17 protein-coding genes are annotated in these 14,785 nt (G+C 67.7%); 10 read left to right on the top strand and 7 right to left on the bottom strand.

Translation table 11 applies throughout. The features are described from left to right. Positions 1–213: 213 nt before the first annotated feature. Positions 214–1,125 (bottom strand): LysR family transcriptional regulator, encoded by a 912-nt coding sequence (locus AABM56_RS05935; RefSeq protein ID WP_133859891.1) that lies wholly within the window; start codon positions 1,123–1,125, stop codon positions 214–216. Positions 1,126–1,222: 97 nt separating this feature from the next. Between AABM56_RS05935 and AABM56_RS05930 the strand changes: the two genes are divergently transcribed. The 3 genes from AABM56_RS05930 (at position 1,223) to AABM56_RS05920 (ending at position 5,303) form a co-directional block, all read left to right on the top strand. After that, positions 1,223–1,822, top strand: coding sequence for a short chain dehydrogenase (locus AABM56_RS05930; protein ID WP_347883905.1), 600 nt, complete (start codon positions 1,223–1,225; stop codon positions 1,820–1,822). Between the two features lie 59 nt (positions 1,823–1,881). Then, complete coding sequence (locus tag AABM56_RS05925; RefSeq protein WP_133859893.1) at positions 1,882–2,562, top strand: hypothetical protein; 681 nt, start codon at positions 1,882–1,884, stop codon at positions 2,560–2,562. Between the two features lie 176 nt (positions 2,563–2,738). Continuing rightward, on the top strand, positions 2,739–5,303 hold the full coding sequence (locus AABM56_RS05920; protein ID WP_133859894.1) for an EAL domain-containing protein: 2,565 nt from the start codon (positions 2,739–2,741) through the stop codon (positions 5,301–5,303). 19 nt (positions 5,304–5,322) lie between these two features. Here the strand turns inward: AABM56_RS05920 and AABM56_RS05915 are convergent, their stop codons facing one another. After that, positions 5,323–6,285 (bottom strand): GlxA family transcriptional regulator, encoded by a 963-nt coding sequence (locus tag AABM56_RS05915; RefSeq protein ID WP_133859895.1) that lies wholly within the window; start codon positions 6,283–6,285, stop codon positions 5,323–5,325. A 284-nt stretch (positions 6,286–6,569) separates the two neighbouring features. After that, positions 6,570–8,528, bottom strand: coding sequence for an acetate--CoA ligase (gene acs / locus AABM56_RS05910; RefSeq protein ID WP_133859896.1), 1,959 nt, complete (start codon positions 8,526–8,528; stop codon positions 6,570–6,572). Between the two features lie 163 nt (positions 8,529–8,691). Here acs and AABM56_RS05905 point away from each other — a divergent pair, with 163 nt between their 5' ends. Continuing rightward, on the top strand, positions 8,692–9,042 hold the full coding sequence (locus AABM56_RS05905) for a 4a-hydroxytetrahydrobiopterin dehydratase (RefSeq protein WP_133859897.1): 351 nt from the start codon (positions 8,692–8,694) through the stop codon (positions 9,040–9,042). 23 nt (positions 9,043–9,065) lie between these two features. Here the strand turns inward: AABM56_RS05905 and AABM56_RS05900 are convergent, their stop codons facing one another. Next, positions 9,066–9,479: a VOC family protein gene (locus AABM56_RS05900; protein ID WP_133859898.1), complete on the bottom strand. Its 414-nt coding sequence runs from the start codon at positions 9,477–9,479 to the stop codon at positions 9,066–9,068. 123 nt (positions 9,480–9,602) lie between these two features. Here AABM56_RS05900 and AABM56_RS05895 point away from each other — a divergent pair, with 123 nt between their 5' ends. Further along, the gene (locus AABM56_RS05895; RefSeq protein ID WP_347883904.1) at positions 9,603–9,827 is read left to right on the top strand and encodes a hypothetical protein; all 225 of its coding nucleotides are present in this window, start codon (positions 9,603–9,605) and stop codon (positions 9,825–9,827) included. Between the two features lie 2 nt (positions 9,828–9,829). Further along, entirely contained in the window at positions 9,830–10,282 is a 453-nt protein-coding gene (locus AABM56_RS05890; RefSeq protein ID WP_133859900.1) for a GNAT family N-acetyltransferase, read from the top strand. Here AABM56_RS05890 and AABM56_RS05885 read toward each other — a convergent pair. Next, positions 10,279–10,494 carry a DUF3820 family protein gene (locus tag AABM56_RS05885; protein WP_133859901.1) on the bottom strand — a complete coding sequence of 72 codons (216 nt, stop codon included), beginning with the start codon at positions 10,492–10,494 and terminating at the stop codon, positions 10,279–10,281. The genes AABM56_RS05890 and AABM56_RS05885 overlap by 4 nt on opposite strands. Positions 10,495–10,616: 122 nt before the next feature. Between AABM56_RS05885 and AABM56_RS05880 the strand changes: the two genes are divergently transcribed. Beyond that, on the top strand, positions 10,617–11,423 hold the full coding sequence (locus AABM56_RS05880; RefSeq protein ID WP_133859902.1) for an SDR family oxidoreductase: 807 nt from the start codon (positions 10,617–10,619) through the stop codon (positions 11,421–11,423). A gap of 92 nt (positions 11,424–11,515) precedes the next feature. Here AABM56_RS05880 and AABM56_RS05875 read toward each other — a convergent pair whose 3' ends face one another. Beyond that, a complete protein-coding gene (locus AABM56_RS05875; protein ID WP_133859903.1) occupies positions 11,516–11,707 on the bottom strand; it encodes a hypothetical protein in 192 nt (63 codons plus the stop codon). 249 nt (positions 11,708–11,956) lie between these two features. On the opposite strand from AABM56_RS05875, the gene AABM56_RS05870 reads away from it, so the two are divergent. From AABM56_RS05870 to AABM56_RS05860, 3 genes are all read left to right on the top strand, one after another. After that, the gene (locus tag AABM56_RS05870; RefSeq protein ID WP_347883903.1) at positions 11,957–12,232 is read left to right on the top strand and encodes a BrnT family toxin; all 276 of its coding nucleotides are present in this window, start codon (positions 11,957–11,959) and stop codon (positions 12,230–12,232) included. Continuing rightward, positions 12,210–12,482 (top strand): BrnA antitoxin family protein, encoded by a 273-nt coding sequence (locus AABM56_RS05865; protein ID WP_133859905.1) that lies wholly within the window; start codon positions 12,210–12,212, stop codon positions 12,480–12,482. Before AABM56_RS05870 ends, AABM56_RS05865 begins: the two co-directional genes overlap by 23 nt. A gap of 273 nt (positions 12,483–12,755) precedes the next feature. Beyond that, complete coding sequence (locus AABM56_RS05860; RefSeq protein WP_133859906.1) at positions 12,756–13,460, top strand: aspartate/glutamate racemase family protein; 705 nt, start codon at positions 12,756–12,758, stop codon at positions 13,458–13,460. On the opposite strand, the gene AABM56_RS05855 is transcribed toward AABM56_RS05860, so the two are convergent. Next, positions 13,457–14,761, bottom strand: a complete 1,305-nt coding sequence (locus AABM56_RS05855) for a leucine-rich repeat-containing protein kinase family protein (protein ID WP_133859907.1) — start codon at positions 14,759–14,761, stop codon at positions 13,457–13,459. The genes AABM56_RS05860 and AABM56_RS05855 overlap by 4 nt on opposite strands. Between the last annotated feature and the right edge of the window lie 24 nt (positions 14,762–14,785).

The following is a 14,785-nucleotide window of genomic DNA, read 5'->3' as shown; positions in this document are numbered from 1 at the left end:
AAGGGTGCCCTCACCCCAGCCCTCTCCCGCAGGGAGAGGGGGTTATCTGTGCGCCACGTAGGTTGGCTCCATCGTCGAAGCCCAACAGCACCGTAGCGTGGAAAACGGCGCAGCCTTTTCCACCGGGGCTTCCTGGCGAAGAGTGCCCTCACCCAAGCCCTCTCCCGCGGGGAGAGGGAGCTATCCGCACCAGCGTTCAGCTCATCGGCTCCGCTACCCCAAGGCCTCCAGGCGCTGCCGACTGCGCTCGAACCAGTCGCTCAGGGCCTCCGCCACCACCCGTGTTCGCTTGGGCAGGCCACCCTGGTAGGGATGCACCAGAAACAGCGGCTGGCTGGGGGTGCGCCAGTCCCTGAGCAGCCAGACCAGGGCGCCGCTGGCCAGCTCTTCGTGCACCATGAATGAGGGCAGCCGGGCGATACCCTGCCCGGCCAGGGCGGCCTGCTTGAGCAGGCTGTAGTGATTGCAGGCCAGGCTGGGGATTACCTGCACGCGGTCGAGTCGGTGCTCGCGGTGATAGAGCCAGACCTCTCCCTTGGCATAGTGGCTGTTGACCAGGCAGCGGTGGCCGAGCAGCTCCTCGGGCGCCTGGGGGACCTCGCGCCCGGCCAGATAGGCGGGTGCCGCGCAGGTCACCTCCTGCATGGCGAACAGCGGTCGCGCGACCAGACGTTCGTCCGGGTCCAGCCGGGCGCGAATCGCAAGGTCGAAACCCTCGGCCACCAGGTCGCGATAGCCGTTGTCCAGCACCAGGTCCAGCTGGATGGCGGGATGGGTGGCGCGACAGGCCAGCAGCACCTCGAAAAAGGTGTAGCCCAGGGACACCGGAACGGTCAGGCGTACCGGCCCGGCTGCCTCCTCCTGCAGGCGGGCCACGCTCTGCAGGGCCCGCTCGCGCTGGCGCACCAGGGCCTGCGCCTCGGGCAGCAGGGCGCGTCCGGCAGGGGTGGGATCGAGACGTCGGGTGGTACGGTGCAGCAGGCGGGTCTCCAGGCGTACCTCCAGCGCCCGGATGCGCTTCGACAGTTGCCCCTTGCTGCAGCCCAGGCGCTCGGCGGCGCAGGTGAAGCTGCCGCTTTCACAGAGGATGGCGAAGGCGGCGAGATCGGCGAAATCGTCCTGCATCGTTTCCTCCGGGAAACACTGGATTGCCATTCAGGTGATTTATCAGAGCAATGCGCCATTCTAGGCTGGAGACTCCTTCCCTTCACGGAGTCGCCTTATGAAAATCATCCTCGTCGGTGCCAGCGGTACCCTGGGCAGCGCCATCTCCGAACGCCTGGGCAGCCGCCACGAGCTGATCCGCGTTGGCCGCCAATCCGGCGATCTGCAGGTCGACATCACCCAAGCGGATTCCATCCGCGCCCTGTTCGCCCAGGTCGGGCGCTTCGACGCCCTGGTCAGCGCGGTGGGGTCGGTGACCTTCGCCCCCTTCACCGAGATGACGCCCGAGGCCTATCAGAAGGGCCTGCAGGACAAGCTGATGGGCCAGGTCAATCTGGTGCTGCTGGGCCAGACCCAGGCGGCCGAGGGTGCCTCCTTTACCCTGACCACCGGCATCCTCAGCGAACAGCCCATCGCTCAGGGCAGCTCGGCGGCCATGGTCAATGCCGCCCTGGAGGGCTTCGTCCGCGGCGCGGCCATCGAGCTGCCGCGGGGTCAGCGGATCAATGCCGTGAGTCCGACGGTGTTGGAGGAATCGCTGGGGCACTACGGCGATTTCTTCCGCGGCTTCAAGGCGGTATCGGGGGCCGCGGCGGCCCTGGCCTACGAACGCAGCGTGGAAGGGCGGGAAACCGGCAAGACTTATCGCGTCTGGTAAGTCCTTGAGCTCGCGGCGCTGTCTGAGTAACGTGTGCCCACCTCAGTCGGAGTCCTGCGATGCCTGCGCCGCGTGCCATCTTTCCCCTTGCCCTGCTCGGCCTCCTCGGCGGCTGCAGCCTGTTCCAGAGCGACGACACCCCGCGTGCACCGGGCGGCGAGCGCCTGCAGGGCGATCTGCGCTGGAACGGTGACCAGCTGCTGTTCCGCCCCTGCCAGGAACAGCGCTTCTTCGACGTCACCGACGCCAACAACACCGCCATCCTGCGCGATGCCCACGAACTGGCCGCCGACAGCGGTGCCGCTTCGCTGTTCGCCGATCTGCGCGGCAAGCTCAAGTCCGGCGGTCGCGATGGCGCCCAGGGCGTGTTCGCCGTCACCGACGTCTACCGCGTGCAGTACAGCGGTCCGGGCTGCAGCGATCCCAACTTCAAGCGTACCGCCATGAATGCCGGTGGCCATGGACCGGACTGGAGCGTCCAGGTCAGCAACCAGGGCATGCTGGTCAGTACCGCCGGCCAACAGCGCCGCGCCCTGCCCTTCGTGCAGGAAGAATTGCCCGGCGGCATGCGCGCCCTGTCCACCGAGGCCAATGGCGAGAAGGTCGAGCTGTGGATCAATCCCCGGCGCTGCGTGGATGGCCGGACCGGCACCGTGCAGTCACTGCAGGCCGAATTGCGCATCAATGGCCAGACCTGGCAGGGCTGTGCCTTCTACGGTGGTGCCGGCAACCCCACCTAAGTCGGGCGTTCGCGCGATGCTTAGCGCGATCCCCTTGGCATCTTCCGCTTTACGTTTAGCGTCGTGCGCCCCCAGGGGCTAGTCTAGCGACGGCAAGGCTTCATCCGCTTCGCTTGGCCACCTCCGGGTCGCGCCGGGCGAAGCCACAGGAACGCTCATCCAGCCAGGGTCCAGGCATGCCAACATCTCCCGCGTCCCGCAGCGCCTTACCGCGTCGGCGGGGCCATACCGTCCTCCTGCGGCTGTTCCCGGCGCTCTGCGTACTGCTCCTCGGCCTTATCGGCCTGGGTTGCTATCTGCTGGTCGACAATGCCGTGCGCCAGGATGCCACCGTCGCCCAGCACACCGAGCGCGCGATCGGTCGCACCTTTACCCGCCTCGACGAAGAGGTCGCCCGCAACCTGATCGACTACAGCAAATGGGACGAGGCCTATCGCCGCCTGCATCAGGAACTGGACCCCGACTGGGCCTACGACCAGGGCAACCTTGGCGAATCGCTGTACCGCGTCTATGGCTACGAAGGGGTGCTGGTATTCGACGGCCAGGACCGCCCCCGCTATCGCCTGCTCGATGGCCAACTGGCCGATCCCGCTACGCCCTGGCTGCAGGGCGACATCGCCGGCCTGCTGGCAGCGGCACGTAGCGCCGACGCCCGCGCCGGCAGCGTGTCCGGTGTGCTGACCGTGGCCGGGATGCCGGCGCTGGTGGCCGCCGCCGCCATCACCCCGGGCGATCATGCCGGCGTCCGCCCCCAGGAGGCGCCGGCCTCGGTACTGGTCTTCGTCAATGTGCTGAGTCCCGCCCGGCTGGCCGCCCTGAGCGAAGCCAACAACCTGCCGCCGCTGAGCATCACCACCGACCCGGCTGGCGGCCGTGCCGGCTGGCAACTGCCCGGCTCCGGCTATCAGCTGACCTGGCGCCCGCCGCGACCGGGATTGTGGCTGATGCAGCAGACCCTGCCGCTGTTCGGCGGTGGGGTGCTGATCCTGCTGCTGGGGCTGATCTGGCTGTTTCGCCAGGCGCTGCTGTCGATGCGCCAGCTGGATGCCCAGTACGATGACCTGCTGGCCAGTCGTAGCGAACTGGCCATCGGTGAGCGGCGCTTCCGCGACATCGCCGAGGCCACCTCGGACTGGCTGTGGGAGGTCGACGCCACCCTGCGCCTGGTCTATGTCTCGGATCGCTTCGCCGAAGTCACCGGGGAAGCCACCAATCGCTGGCTGGGGCGGCCGCTCAACGAACTCCTGACGCCCCATGCCGATACCCTGGCGCACTGGCTCGCCGGCCAGGCGCACGACCGCAAGCCGCGACCGCCGCTGGTCTGTCACTACCTGGACGGCAACGGCCGCGAACGCACCTGTCGGGTCGCCGCCCGGGCCATTCCCGAGGGTGGCTATCGCGGCACCGTCACCGATCTCACCGACGAGATCGAGGCCCTGGCCCAGGTCCAGCACCTGTCCTGGCACGACCCCCTGACCGGCCTGCCCAACCGCCATCGCCTGCACCAGTTTCTCGCCACACACCTGGAAGGACCGGAGCCGCGGCCCCTGGCGCTGATCAGCCTGGATCTGGATAGATTCAAGACGGTCAACGACGCCCTCGGCCATGCCGCCGGCGATCAGGTCCTGCAGGAAGCGGCGCAGCGTCTGCGGCAGAACGTGACCGCCACCGATCTGGTGGCGCGCCTGGGCGGCGATGAATTCTGCGTGGTGCTCAGCGGCGATCGCGACCCGGGCGCCATCGCCGACCTCTGTCGACGGCTGGTGGAGCAGTTGCGCCAACCCTTCCGCCTCGGCCAGCAGCGGGTCTTCATCGGCAGCAGCCTGGGCGTGGCCCTGGCGCCGCGGGATACCGGCATCCCGGCGGAACTGCTGCGCCTGGCCGATATCGCCCTCTACCAGGCCAAGGCCGCTGGCCGCGGCACCTGGCGCTTCCACGAGCCGGCCATGAACGAGCAGGTGCTGTTGCGCCGGCAGCTGGAGCAGGACCTGCGCCAGGCCCTGCGCGATGACCGCCTCAGCCTCTACTACCAGCCGCGGCGTTGTCTGGCCGATGGCAGCCTGCGTGGCTTCGAGGCGCTGGTGCGCTGGGAGCATCCTACCCAGGGGCTGCTGGAGCCGCTGGACTTCCTGACCCTGGCCGAGGACGCCGGCCTCGGCCAGCGCCTGGGACGCTGGGTGCTGGAGACCGCCTGCCACGATGCCCAGGGCTGGCCGGAACGACTTTCGGTGTCGGTCAATCTGTCGCCGCAGCAATTCCACGCCAACGAAGATCCGGTGCAGACCGTGGCCGAGGCGCTCTACCAGAGCGGCCTGGCGGCGTCGCGCCTGGAGCTGGAACTCACCGAACGCACCCTGCTGGATCCGGCCGCAGACGTGGCCAACACCCTGGGCGCGCTCAAGGGCCTGGGCGTACGCCTGTGCCTGGACGACTTCGGTTCCGGCCTCTGCTCCCTGGCCTATCTGCGCCGCTATCCGCTGGACGGCATCCGCCTGGATCGCAGCCTCATCGCCCGCCACCATCAGGCGCCGGAAGACAGCGCCCTGGTGCGGGCCATGATCGATCTCGGCCGCTCGCTGGGGCTAAGGGTGACCCTCAAGGGGGTGGAAGACGCCGAGCACCTGCGCCAGCTGCAGCACCTGCCGGCGGACGAGATCCAGGGCTTCCATTGCGGCGCGCCCCTGCCGGCCGACCAGCTGGGCGCCTGGCTGGACGAACTGGCGACCGAGTCGCTGAGCTGAATCGGCAGGGGCTCGGCGCCTAGCGCTCGGCCACCATGCTGCCCTCGCCCGCCGCGCCACGCCGCTGGTTGCGGTCGTCGCGGGGGGTGACGCCAAAGAAGTTGCGATAGGCGCTGGAGAAATGCGGCCCCGACGAGAAGCCGCAGGACAGGCCGATCTGGATGATCGACTTGCTGGTCTGGGTGAGCATCTTGCGCGCCCGGTTCAGCCGCAACTCCAGGTAGTACTGGCTGGGTACACGGGCCAGGTATTGCTTGAAGATCCGCTCCAGCTGCCGGCGGGAGACGCAGACGTGCTGGGCGATCTCGTCGGTGGTGAGGGGCTCTTCGATGTTGGCCTCCATCAGCATCACCGCCTGGGTCAGCTTGGGATGACTCGACCCCAGCCGATTCTTCAGCGGAATGCGCTGTCGCTCGCTGCCTTCGCGCAGCCGCTCGACGATCAGCTCCTCGGCGATGGTGCCGGCCTGCTCGGCGTCGCGGTCACGGCCGATCATGGCCAGCAGCAGATCGAGGATGGCCAGGCCGCCACAGGCGGTCAGGCGATCGCGGTCCCACTCGTAGAGGTGGTGGGTGGCGATGACCTTGGGAAATTGCTCGCTGAATTCCTCCAGCCAGCGCCAATGCACGGCGGCGCGATGACCGTCGAGCAGCCCGAGCTGGGCGAGGATGTGCACGCCAGCGGAAAAACCGCCCATCACCACACCGGCCCGGGCGGTCTGGCGCAGGGCCGCGACCAGCGGTGGCGGCAGCGGCGGCGAGGGTTCGTCGGCCAGCACGAAGAGCCGATCCAGGCGTTCCAGCTGCCCTTCCCAGTGGCCACCCGGCAGTCGCGGCTGCAACTCGCTGCCGGCCTGCAGAAAGCGCACCTCGTAGGGCGTATCGCTCGAATGGCGCGAGGCGAGTTCCAGCGCTTCCTCGACCAGGCCCACGGTCAGCGGACGAACGTCGGGCCACAGCAGAAAGGCGATGCGGATGGTCATCTAACGTCTGGCTTCCTGTCGAGAGCGGCGGGGGCGACCGATCCGGGGCCCGCGCGCCATGAAACCCTTGTGGGGTGGCACGCATGGTACGCCGGAGCGCCGCCCCTGTCCCCGCCTTTGCCCCGGGTAGCGGACCGGAGTGCCCTGCGGCCCGCCGGCTGGCGCGATTCTAGCGCCAGCGCAACGGCGGCGGCTTCTACCCTGGCGACACGTCCTTACAGGACCGCCAAAAAAGAAACCGCCCGCTACCTGGACGATAGCGGGCGGTCGCTGAGGCCGCTGGATCAGGCGACGGCCTGGCTCATCTGCTGGTGGGTCCCGACCAGATGCTGCACCACGCCCGGGTCGGCCAGGGTGGAGATGTCGCCGAGCGAGTCGTATTCACCCACGGCGATCTTGCGCAGGATCCGCCGCATGATCTTGCCGGAGCGGGTCTTGGGCAGACCCGGCGCCCATTGGATGACATCGGGGGTGGCGATGGGGCCGATTTCCTTGCGCACCCACTGCTTGAGTTCCTGGCGCAGGGCTTCGTTGCCCTCCTCGCCCTGGTTGAGGGTGACGTAGACATAGATACCCTGGCCCTTGAGGTCGTGGGGCATGCCCACCACCGCGGCCTCGGCCACCTTGGGATGGGCCACCAGGGCGCTCTCGATTTCGGCGGTGCCCATGCGGTGGCCGGAGACGTTGAGCACGTCGTCGACGCGACCGGTGATCCAGTAGTAGCCGTCCTCGTCGCGGCGGGCGCCGTCTCCGGTGAAGTACATGCCCTTGAAGGTCTTGAAGTAGGTGTCGACGAAGCGGTCGTGATCGCCATAGATGGAGCGCGACTGGCCCGGCCAGGAATCGAGAATCACCAGGTTGCCTTCCACGGCGCCGTCGAGCAGGTTGCCTTCGTTGTCCACCAGCGCCGGCTGGATGCCGAAGAAGGGACGGGTCGCCGAACCGGGCTTCTGGCCGATGGCGCCCGGCAGCGGGCTGATGAGGATGCCGCCGGTCTCGGTCTGCCACCAGGTGTCGACGATGGGGCAGCGCTCCTGGCCCACGGTCTTGTAGTACCAGTGCCAGGCCTCGGGGTTGATGGGCTCGCCCACCGAACCGAGCAGGCGCAGGCTGCTGCCGTCGACGCCGCGCATGGCCGCATCGCCCTGGGCCATCATGGCGCGGATGGCGGTGGGGGCGGTGTAGAGGACGTTGACCTGGTGCTTGTCCACCACCTGGCCCATGCGGGTGACGTCCGGGTAATTGGGCACGCCCTCGAACAGCAGGGTGGTGGCGCCATTGGCCAGCGGGCCGTAGACGATGTAGCTGTGGCCGGTGATCCAGCCGACGTCGGCGGTGCACCAGTAGACCTCGCCGGGGCGATAGTCGAAGACCCGCTCGTGGGTCAGGGCGGCATAGGTCAGGTAGCCGCCGGTGGTGTGCAGGATGCCCTTGGGCTTGCCGGTGGAACCGGAGGTATAGAGGATGAACAGCGGCGCCTCGGCGGACATCTCCTTGGGCTCGCAATGTTCCGGCGCCACCGAGGTGATGTCCTCGTACCAGACGTCGCGGTGGCGGTGCCAGGCGATGTCGGCGCCGGTGCGCTTGCAGACGATCACCTTGCGCACCGAATAGGTGGCCGGATTGGTCAGGGCCTCGTCGACGTTGGCCTTGAGCGGGATCTTGCGACCGCCGCGCACGCCTTCGTCGGCGGTGATGACCAGCTTGGACTGGCAGTCGCTGATGCGGCCGGCCAGGGATTCGGGGGAGAAGCCGCCGAATACCACCGAGTGCACCGCGCCGATGCGGGCGCAGGCCAGCATGGCCACCACGGCCTCGGGAATCATCGGCATGTAGATGGTCACCACGTCGCCGCGATGGATGTCCTGGCCGCGCAGGGCGTTGGCCAGCTGGCAGACCTCTCGATGCAGTTCGCGGTAGGTGATGTGGCGGCTGTCGGCGGGATCGTCGCCTTCCCAGATGATGGCGGTCTGGTCACCGCGGGTTTCCAGGTGGCGATCCAGGCAATTGTAGGAGGCGTTCAGGGTGCCATCGGCGAACCACTGGATGTCGACGCGATGATCGTCGAAGGAGGTCTGCTTGACCCGGCTGAAGGGCTTGATCCAGTCCAGGCGCTGGGCCTGCTCGCGCCAGAAGCCATCGGGGTTGAGGATGGACTGCTGGTACAGCCGGCGATAGGTGACTTCATCGGTCAGGGTCCGGGAAGCGACTTCCGCGCGGACCGGGTAGAAGGCGGCACTCATGGGACGATCTCCTCGGCGGGAAACTGTTGTTCTTGTTGCCTTCCGTTGTACGGCGCGCACCGGCTTCGGACCATTCGACCATGGTCGGACGGGGCGCCGGGAGCTGACCGGCGGGTCTGTTACCCTTGCCCTTTCGTGACTTTCTTTCCCCAAGGAGCGCCCCATGGCCGATCTCGCCCACTCCCATTGCGTCCCCTGCCGCTCCAGCGAGCCGGCCCTGAGCGCGGCCGCCAGCAGCGAATTGCTCAAGGCCGTCCCCGGCTGGACGCTGGTGGAACGCGCGGGGATTGCGCGGCTGGAACGCCGCTATGCCTTCGGCAACTTCCTCGAGGCCCTGGACTTCACCAACCGCGTCGGCCGCGAGGCCCAGGACGAGGACCATCACCCGGCCCTGCTCACCGAATGGGGCGCGGTGACGGTGAGCTGGTGGACGCACAACATCGGCGGCCTGCACCGCAACGACTTCATCATGGCCGCCCGTACCGACGCAGTCGCCCTGGCGGCCAACGTCTGACCATCGGATCGCCGGACCACACGCTAGTCGCAGGCGGCGGCCAATCCCTCGGCGTGGACGAAACACAGCTTGTTGCCCTCCGGGTCCCGGCAATAGGCGGCATAGAAGTCCGGTCCGTAGCCCGGTCGGATGCCCGGCGCACCCTCGTCGCTGCCGCCCAGTTGCAGGGCGCGATGCCAGGCCGCCTCCACGGCCGCGGGACTAGGCGCGGCAAAGCTCACCTGGACGCCATTGCCCCAGGAGGCCGGCAGGCCGTTGAACGGCAGCTGCACATAGAATTGCGGCCACTCCCGCCCCGGCCGCTGCCAGCCACACCCGGGCGGGCCACCGTCGTCTTCCGCCGGCATGCGCACCAGCCCGAGTTCGTGCAAGACGCTGTCGTAGAATTCGATCAGGCGCTCCAGATCGCGCGCACCTAGCTGTACATGGCTGAACATGGACGCTCTCCCGCTGCAGGGGTCATCAAGCCACGTTAGACCAGTCCGTCGCGCCTGCCTATCGGCTCGACAAGCCCGGCGCGGACGGTTAGCGTGGCGGCCTTCGCCTCTGACGATATGCCCATGAATCTGCGCAACCTCCCCCGCCTGACCAAGATCGGCCTGGTCTTCTTCATCCTTGGCCTGCTGGGCGTGGCCTTCTCCCTCTATGGCCTCTACCAGGGTCCGCGTCCCACCAAACCCGGTGCCATGCGCAGCCTGCTGTTCGCAGCGGGATTGCAGCTGACCGGCTACGTGCTGCTCAACCGCAACCGCTTCCGGATGCTGTCCGGCCGCCGCAAGGACTGACCATGACCATCCAGTGGAGCTGCCGCGCCGCGCCAGCGCTGACCACCGCCGAGCTCTATGCCGCCCTGGTGCTGCGCGCCCGGGTGTTCGTGGTGGAGCAGCAGTGCATCTATCCCGACGCCGATGGCCTGGATCTGGCAGCGGATGTCTGGCACCTGTTCGGCTGGCGTGACGACCAGTTGCACGCCTACCTGCGCCTGCTCGGGGCAGTACGCGAGGACGTGGTGATCGGCCGGGTGATCGTCGCCCCCGAGGGCCGCGGCAGCGGGCTGGGGCACCTGCTGCTGGCGGAAGCCCTGCGCGTCTGTGCCGAGCGCTGGCCCGGGCGCTCGCTGTTTCTCTCCGCCCAGGCTCATCTGCAGGCCTACTATGGCCGCTATGGCTTCACGCCCTGCTCAGCGGTGTACGACGAGGACGGAATTCCCCATATCGACATGCGTCGCCTGGCGGACTAGCGCCGGCGGCGCAGCGGATCGAGCAGCGGCTTGAGGCCGTTGTGGTTGATCTCCTGCATCAGCGCCAATAACCGGCCCAGCTCGCCAGGTGGAAAGCCGCTGCGGGCGAACCAGTTGAGGTAGTGGCCCGGCAGGTCGGCCAGCAGGCGGCCGGCGTACTTGCCATAGGGCATGGTCCAAGTCACCAGGGCGTCCAGATCCGCGGGTTGCATCGCTTGTCTCCTCTACACGGCCTGGCGATTATGCCATGCCGTCAGGGGTCAACCGTCGGCCGCGGGGAGCACCAGCTCTCCGCGACGATCCCAGCTACACCAGGTCTGCAGAGGATTTCAGCATGAGCAATGTTACCCGGCCACTGGCCGCCGTTACCGGTGCCTCCAGCGGCATCGGCTTCGAACTGGCCAAGCAGCTGGCCCGCCATGGCCATGATCTGCTGCTGGTTTCCCGCGGCGACGGCCTTGACGCCGCCGAGCGTGAATTGCGCGCCCTGGGAGTCAAGGTCTGGAGTCATGCGGCTGACCTGCGCACCGCCGTGGGCGTGGAAGAGACCTATAGATTCCTGCGCCGCCAGGGGCGGCCGCTGGACGTCGTGGTACTCAACGCCGGGGTCGGCCTGGGCGGCGCCTTCGTCGGCCAGACGCGGCTGGAGGACGAGATGGCGCTGATCCAGCTCAATGTCATGTCCACCGTGCACCTGGCCAAGCTGGTGTTGCCGGAGATGGTCGCCGTCGGCCGTGGCCGGGTGCTCTTCACGTCGTCCATCTCGGCCACGGCGCCGATTCCCTTCGAGGCCGTCTACGGTGCCTCCAAGGCCTTCATCAACTCCTTCGCCTTCGCCCTGCGCAACGAACTCAAGGACAGTGGCGTGACCCTCACGGTACTCATGCCCGGCCAGACCGACACCAACTTCTTCCACCGCGCCGGCGAAGACGACACCAGCGTCGGCGCCGGGCCCAAGAACGATCCGGTGCAGGTGGCCGCGCAAGGCTACGCCGCGCTGATGCAGGGCCTCGACCATGTCTATGGCGGCGGCCCCGAAGTCCAGCACGAGGGCGAAGTGCTCAATCGGGTGGAAAGCGAAGCGCAGAAGGCCGAGCGCCATCGCGCCTGGTCGGAGCCGGGGTCGGCGGAAAAGGACTAGCGGCCCTTGCGCCGGGGCGCTGGCAGGCGCAGGTGGCGACGTCAGGCGAGGCGTCATGACCAAGACCCTGCCTGACGTCCGGCTGGCCGCCTCTAGTTGACCGGTGTGGCCCCGGGCGTACCGCACTTGGCGAACTTGCCCTTGGCATCCTTGCATTGCGCGGCCTTGGTCTTGGTGGTGTCGCATTTGACGAACTTGCCGTGGGCATCCCGGCAGGGTGCCGCCTGGACGCTGGCGGCTGCGAAGAGGGTCAGGGCTACCGCGGCGAACAGAGCTTTGAGCATGACGATCACCTCCAAGGGCCGGGAGTGGCCTCTCGAAGCGTAGCTTGCGCACGTGGGGTGTGCCATGGGCACTGATGACATCAGGGCTCGTATCCAGGCGCTGGAGCGGACGATGTCAGCCATGTTCGACGGCTGTCGAGGCCACCTCCTCCAGGCTCGTCGACGTCAGCGGCAGACCGCCTCACCTACCGTGGGATCCGCTGTACAAGGACGTCTTGCCGGCCTTAATTAATGTACATACAATAAATCATGGACATAAGCTTCGATCCGGCCAAGAACATCGCCGACATCGCCGCTCGTGGACTGAGCTTCGAAGGGGTTGCCAACTTCGACTTCGAAACGGCGCTGATCTGGGTCGATGACCGGAGGATCTATCCGGAAGTACGGTATTCGGCCCTGGGCCTGATTGCGCGCCGGGTGCACGCCGTGGTGTTCACCGAAACCGCCACTGGCATCCGGGTCATCAGCTTCCGCAAGGCAAACAATCGCGAGGTAAAACGCTATGAGCAAGCCACTCAATCCTGAATTGATCGACGTGGAAAACCCGGAGTGGACCGACGAAAAAGTCGAGCAATCGGTGCGCATCGGTGCATTGCCGGTGACCTTGCAAGCCAAGCTGCGTCGTGGCCGACCCCAAGCCAGCGTCACCAAGGAGCGCATCACCATTCGGCTTTCCCCGCACGTTGTCGACGCCTTCCGCGCGACGGGTTCAGGCTGGCAGACCCGCATGGATGCCGCGCTCAAGGATTGGCTGAAAACACATTCGCCATCCTGAGCGCGCGCCACCTTGCCATGACCCTGGGCGTTCATCCTCTGCCTGGACGAACCAGGAGTCGGGCGCTCCCTATCTGCTTTTCCTGACCTGCCGTTCAAGGCCTCGGGTCAGCATCCGCCACAGCTCCATCGGGAAACCACCCGCCGATCCCCTCGACTTTTTTGCGGCTTACCAGGCCGCTCACTGTACTGCTCGATCTCCGGCCTACTGATCCTCACGCACCGCTTAAACAGACGCCAAGATGCCTGTTCGCCAATCACCATGAGAACGACCATGCGCACCCTGGGCCTGCTGGGCGGCATGAGCTGGGAAAGCTCGGCGCACTACTATCGCATCCTCAACGAAGAGGTCCGGCGCCGGCTGGGCGGCAGTCATTCGGCAGCCTGCCTGCTGCTGTCGGTGGATTTCACCGAGATCGCCGCGCTGCAGCATGCCGGCGACTGGACGGCGCTGGGTCAGCGCCTGCAGGGCCATGCGCGGCAACTGGCCGCCGGTGGTGCCGAGGCGCTGGTGCTCTGTACCAACACCATGCACTGCCTGGCGGCGGAGATCGAGGCGGCCACGACCTTGCCGCTGCTGCACATCGCCGACCCCACGGGTGCGGCGATCCGCGCCCGGGGCCTGCGGACCGTCGGCCTGCTGGGCACCGCCTTCACCATGGAGCAGGCTTTCTATCGCGAGCGGCTGACCGAGCGCTTCGGCCTGGAAGTGGTGGTGCCTGACGCGGCCGCGCGCCAGATCGTGCACCGCATCATCTATGACGAGCTGGTACGTGGCGAGGTGCGCCCCGAATCGCGGGCAGCCTATCGCGCGATCATCGCCGAGCTGGTCGCCCAGGGTGCCGAGGGCATCGTGCTCGGCTGCACCGAGATCATGCTGCTGGTGGACCAGGGCGACAGCGCGGTGCCGCTGTTCGACACCACGCGACTGCACGCCCTGGCCGCCGTGGACTGGGCGCTGGACGAGACCCAGGGCTAGCCGTGCAGCCGCTGCGCCACCTCGGCCAGCAGCGGACGCGCATCGAGCGGGGGCTGCTGGCACTGCGCGGCCAGGGCCGCCAGCGCCGGATCCACGGGCTCGCTGCAACGCGTCAGCCACTCCTCCAGCAGGATACCGAAGGCGCGACTTTCGAAGCGTTGCAGCCGCGCGGCCTGCGTCCGGTCCTCGGGCAGCAGCGAGGCGCCGCCGAAGTCGCCCAGCAGGCAGCGCGCGCCACCGTCCCAGAGGATGTTGTGGGCATAGAAGTCGCCGTGGACCAGGCCATGCCCGTGCAGGTGCGCCAGGGCGCTGGCCATGCCGCCCGCCATGCTGCGCACGGCGCGGGCGGTGAAGCGGGTGTCTTCCGGATAGACGTCACGGCTGCAGGTGGTGAAGCTGGGCGGACCGGCCAGGTTGCCGAAGGCCGGCTCCACCAGCTCCAGCACCAGGCCACTGCGCTGCTCGGGATGCTCGGCCAGATCACCGAGGGCGCCGATCAGCCAGGGATGGGTGCCGGCACTGAGGCTGGCGGCGCTTTCGCTTTCCGGGGTTCCATCGCTGGTCATGCTGCCCTTGAACAGCTTGACGGCGACCTCGCGCGGCCCCGTGGGCGACTGCCAGCGCGCCTGATGGATGATGCCGGAGGCGCCCTCCCCCAGCCGCTCGCCCAGCACCAGGTCGCTCCAGGCGATGCGTTGTTGCCGCGCCGCCTGGGTGCGCACCGCGCGCTCGCGCTCGGCCCCCAGGGGATTGTCGCCATAGGCCAGCCAGGTCAGCCGCGGCAGGTCGAGGATGGCCGGAGGCAGCGCCGCGAAGCGATTCGCCGACAGCCGCAGCAGTTCCAGCTGGTGCAGGTCGGCCATGGACGGCGGCAGGCTCTGCAGATGGTTGCCGGCCAGCATCAGCTTTTGCAGGGCGGGCCGCTCGCCCAGGGCGGCAGGCAATTCGGCGATGCGGTTGTCGGTGAGGATCAGCCAGCGCAGGCGCGGCGGCAGGGCCGCAGCGTTCACCCGCTCCAGCTGGCAGGCCTTGAAGCCGATCATTTCCAGCCTGGGTAGCGTGCCGAGCACCTCGGGCAATTCGGTGAATGGATTGCTCGAGCAGAAGAGGATGCGTAAGCGGTGCAACCGGCCCAGGTCGGCGGGCAGGCGGGTCAGCCGATTGCCCGACAGGTCGAGGATTTCCAGGCTGTCGGCCAGGCTGAAGATCTCTTCGGGGAATTCGGTCAGGTCGGCACGCAGGGTCAGGCGCGTGGCCCCGGCCAGTTCGCCGGCGCGCAGCCGGGCAAGGGTATCCGTCATGGGAAAGCGACTCTCACTGTCTTG

The organism is Pseudomonas aestiva, assembly GCF_039908605.1.
Taxonomy (GTDB): Bacteria; Pseudomonadota; Gammaproteobacteria; order Pseudomonadales; family Pseudomonadaceae; genus Chryseomonas; species Chryseomonas aestiva.
The sequence above is the reverse complement of the archived record's forward strand: the minus strand, read 5'-3'. Positions and strand labels throughout refer to the sequence as shown.

Bases quoted from the DNA above. Each gene is read 5' to 3' on its own strand.
- AABM56_RS05920 (WP_133859894.1), top strand. From the start codon at position 2,739: ATGCCAACATCTCCCGCGTCCCGCAGCGCCTTACCGCGTCGGCGGGGC.
- acs (WP_133859896.1), bottom strand. From the start codon at position 8,528: ATGAGTGCCGCCTTCTACCCGGTCCGCGCGGAAGTCGCTTCCCGGACC.
- AABM56_RS05865 (WP_133859905.1), top strand. From the start codon at position 12,210: ATGAGCAAGCCACTCAATCCTGAATTGATCGACGTGGAAAACCCGGAG.
- AABM56_RS05870 (WP_347883903.1), top strand. From the start codon at position 11,957: ATGGACATAAGCTTCGATCCGGCCAAGAACATCGCCGACATCGCCGCT.
- AABM56_RS05885 (WP_133859901.1), bottom strand. From the start codon at position 10,494: ATGCAACCCGCGGATCTGGACGCCCTGGTGACTTGGACCATGCCCTAT.
- AABM56_RS05895 (WP_347883904.1), top strand. From the start codon at position 9,603: ATGAATCTGCGCAACCTCCCCCGCCTGACCAAGATCGGCCTGGTCTTC.
- AABM56_RS05900 (WP_133859898.1), bottom strand. From the start codon at position 9,479: ATGTTCAGCCATGTACAGCTAGGTGCGCGCGATCTGGAGCGCCTGATC.
- AABM56_RS05880 (WP_133859902.1), top strand. From the start codon at position 10,617: ATGAGCAATGTTACCCGGCCACTGGCCGCCGTTACCGGTGCCTCCAGC.
- AABM56_RS05905 (WP_133859897.1), top strand. From the start codon at position 8,692: ATGGCCGATCTCGCCCACTCCCATTGCGTCCCCTGCCGCTCCAGCGAG.
- AABM56_RS05890 (WP_133859900.1), top strand. From the start codon at position 9,830: ATGACCATCCAGTGGAGCTGCCGCGCCGCGCCAGCGCTGACCACCGCC.
- AABM56_RS05875 (WP_133859903.1), bottom strand. From the start codon at position 11,707: ATGCTCAAAGCTCTGTTCGCCGCGGTAGCCCTGACCCTCTTCGCAGCC.
- AABM56_RS05925 (WP_133859893.1), top strand. From the start codon at position 1,882: ATGCCTGCGCCGCGTGCCATCTTTCCCCTTGCCCTGCTCGGCCTCCTC.
- AABM56_RS05935 (WP_133859891.1), bottom strand. From the start codon at position 1,125: ATGCAGGACGATTTCGCCGATCTCGCCGCCTTCGCCATCCTCTGTGAA.
- AABM56_RS05855 (WP_133859907.1), bottom strand. From the start codon at position 14,761: ATGACGGATACCCTTGCCCGGCTGCGCGCCGGCGAACTGGCCGGGGCC.
- AABM56_RS05915 (WP_133859895.1), bottom strand. From the start codon at position 6,285: ATGACCATCCGCATCGCCTTTCTGCTGTGGCCCGACGTTCGTCCGCTG.
- AABM56_RS05930 (WP_347883905.1), top strand. From the start codon at position 1,223: ATGAAAATCATCCTCGTCGGTGCCAGCGGTACCCTGGGCAGCGCCATC.
- AABM56_RS05860 (WP_133859906.1), top strand. From the start codon at position 12,756: ATGCGCACCCTGGGCCTGCTGGGCGGCATGAGCTGGGAAAGCTCGGCG.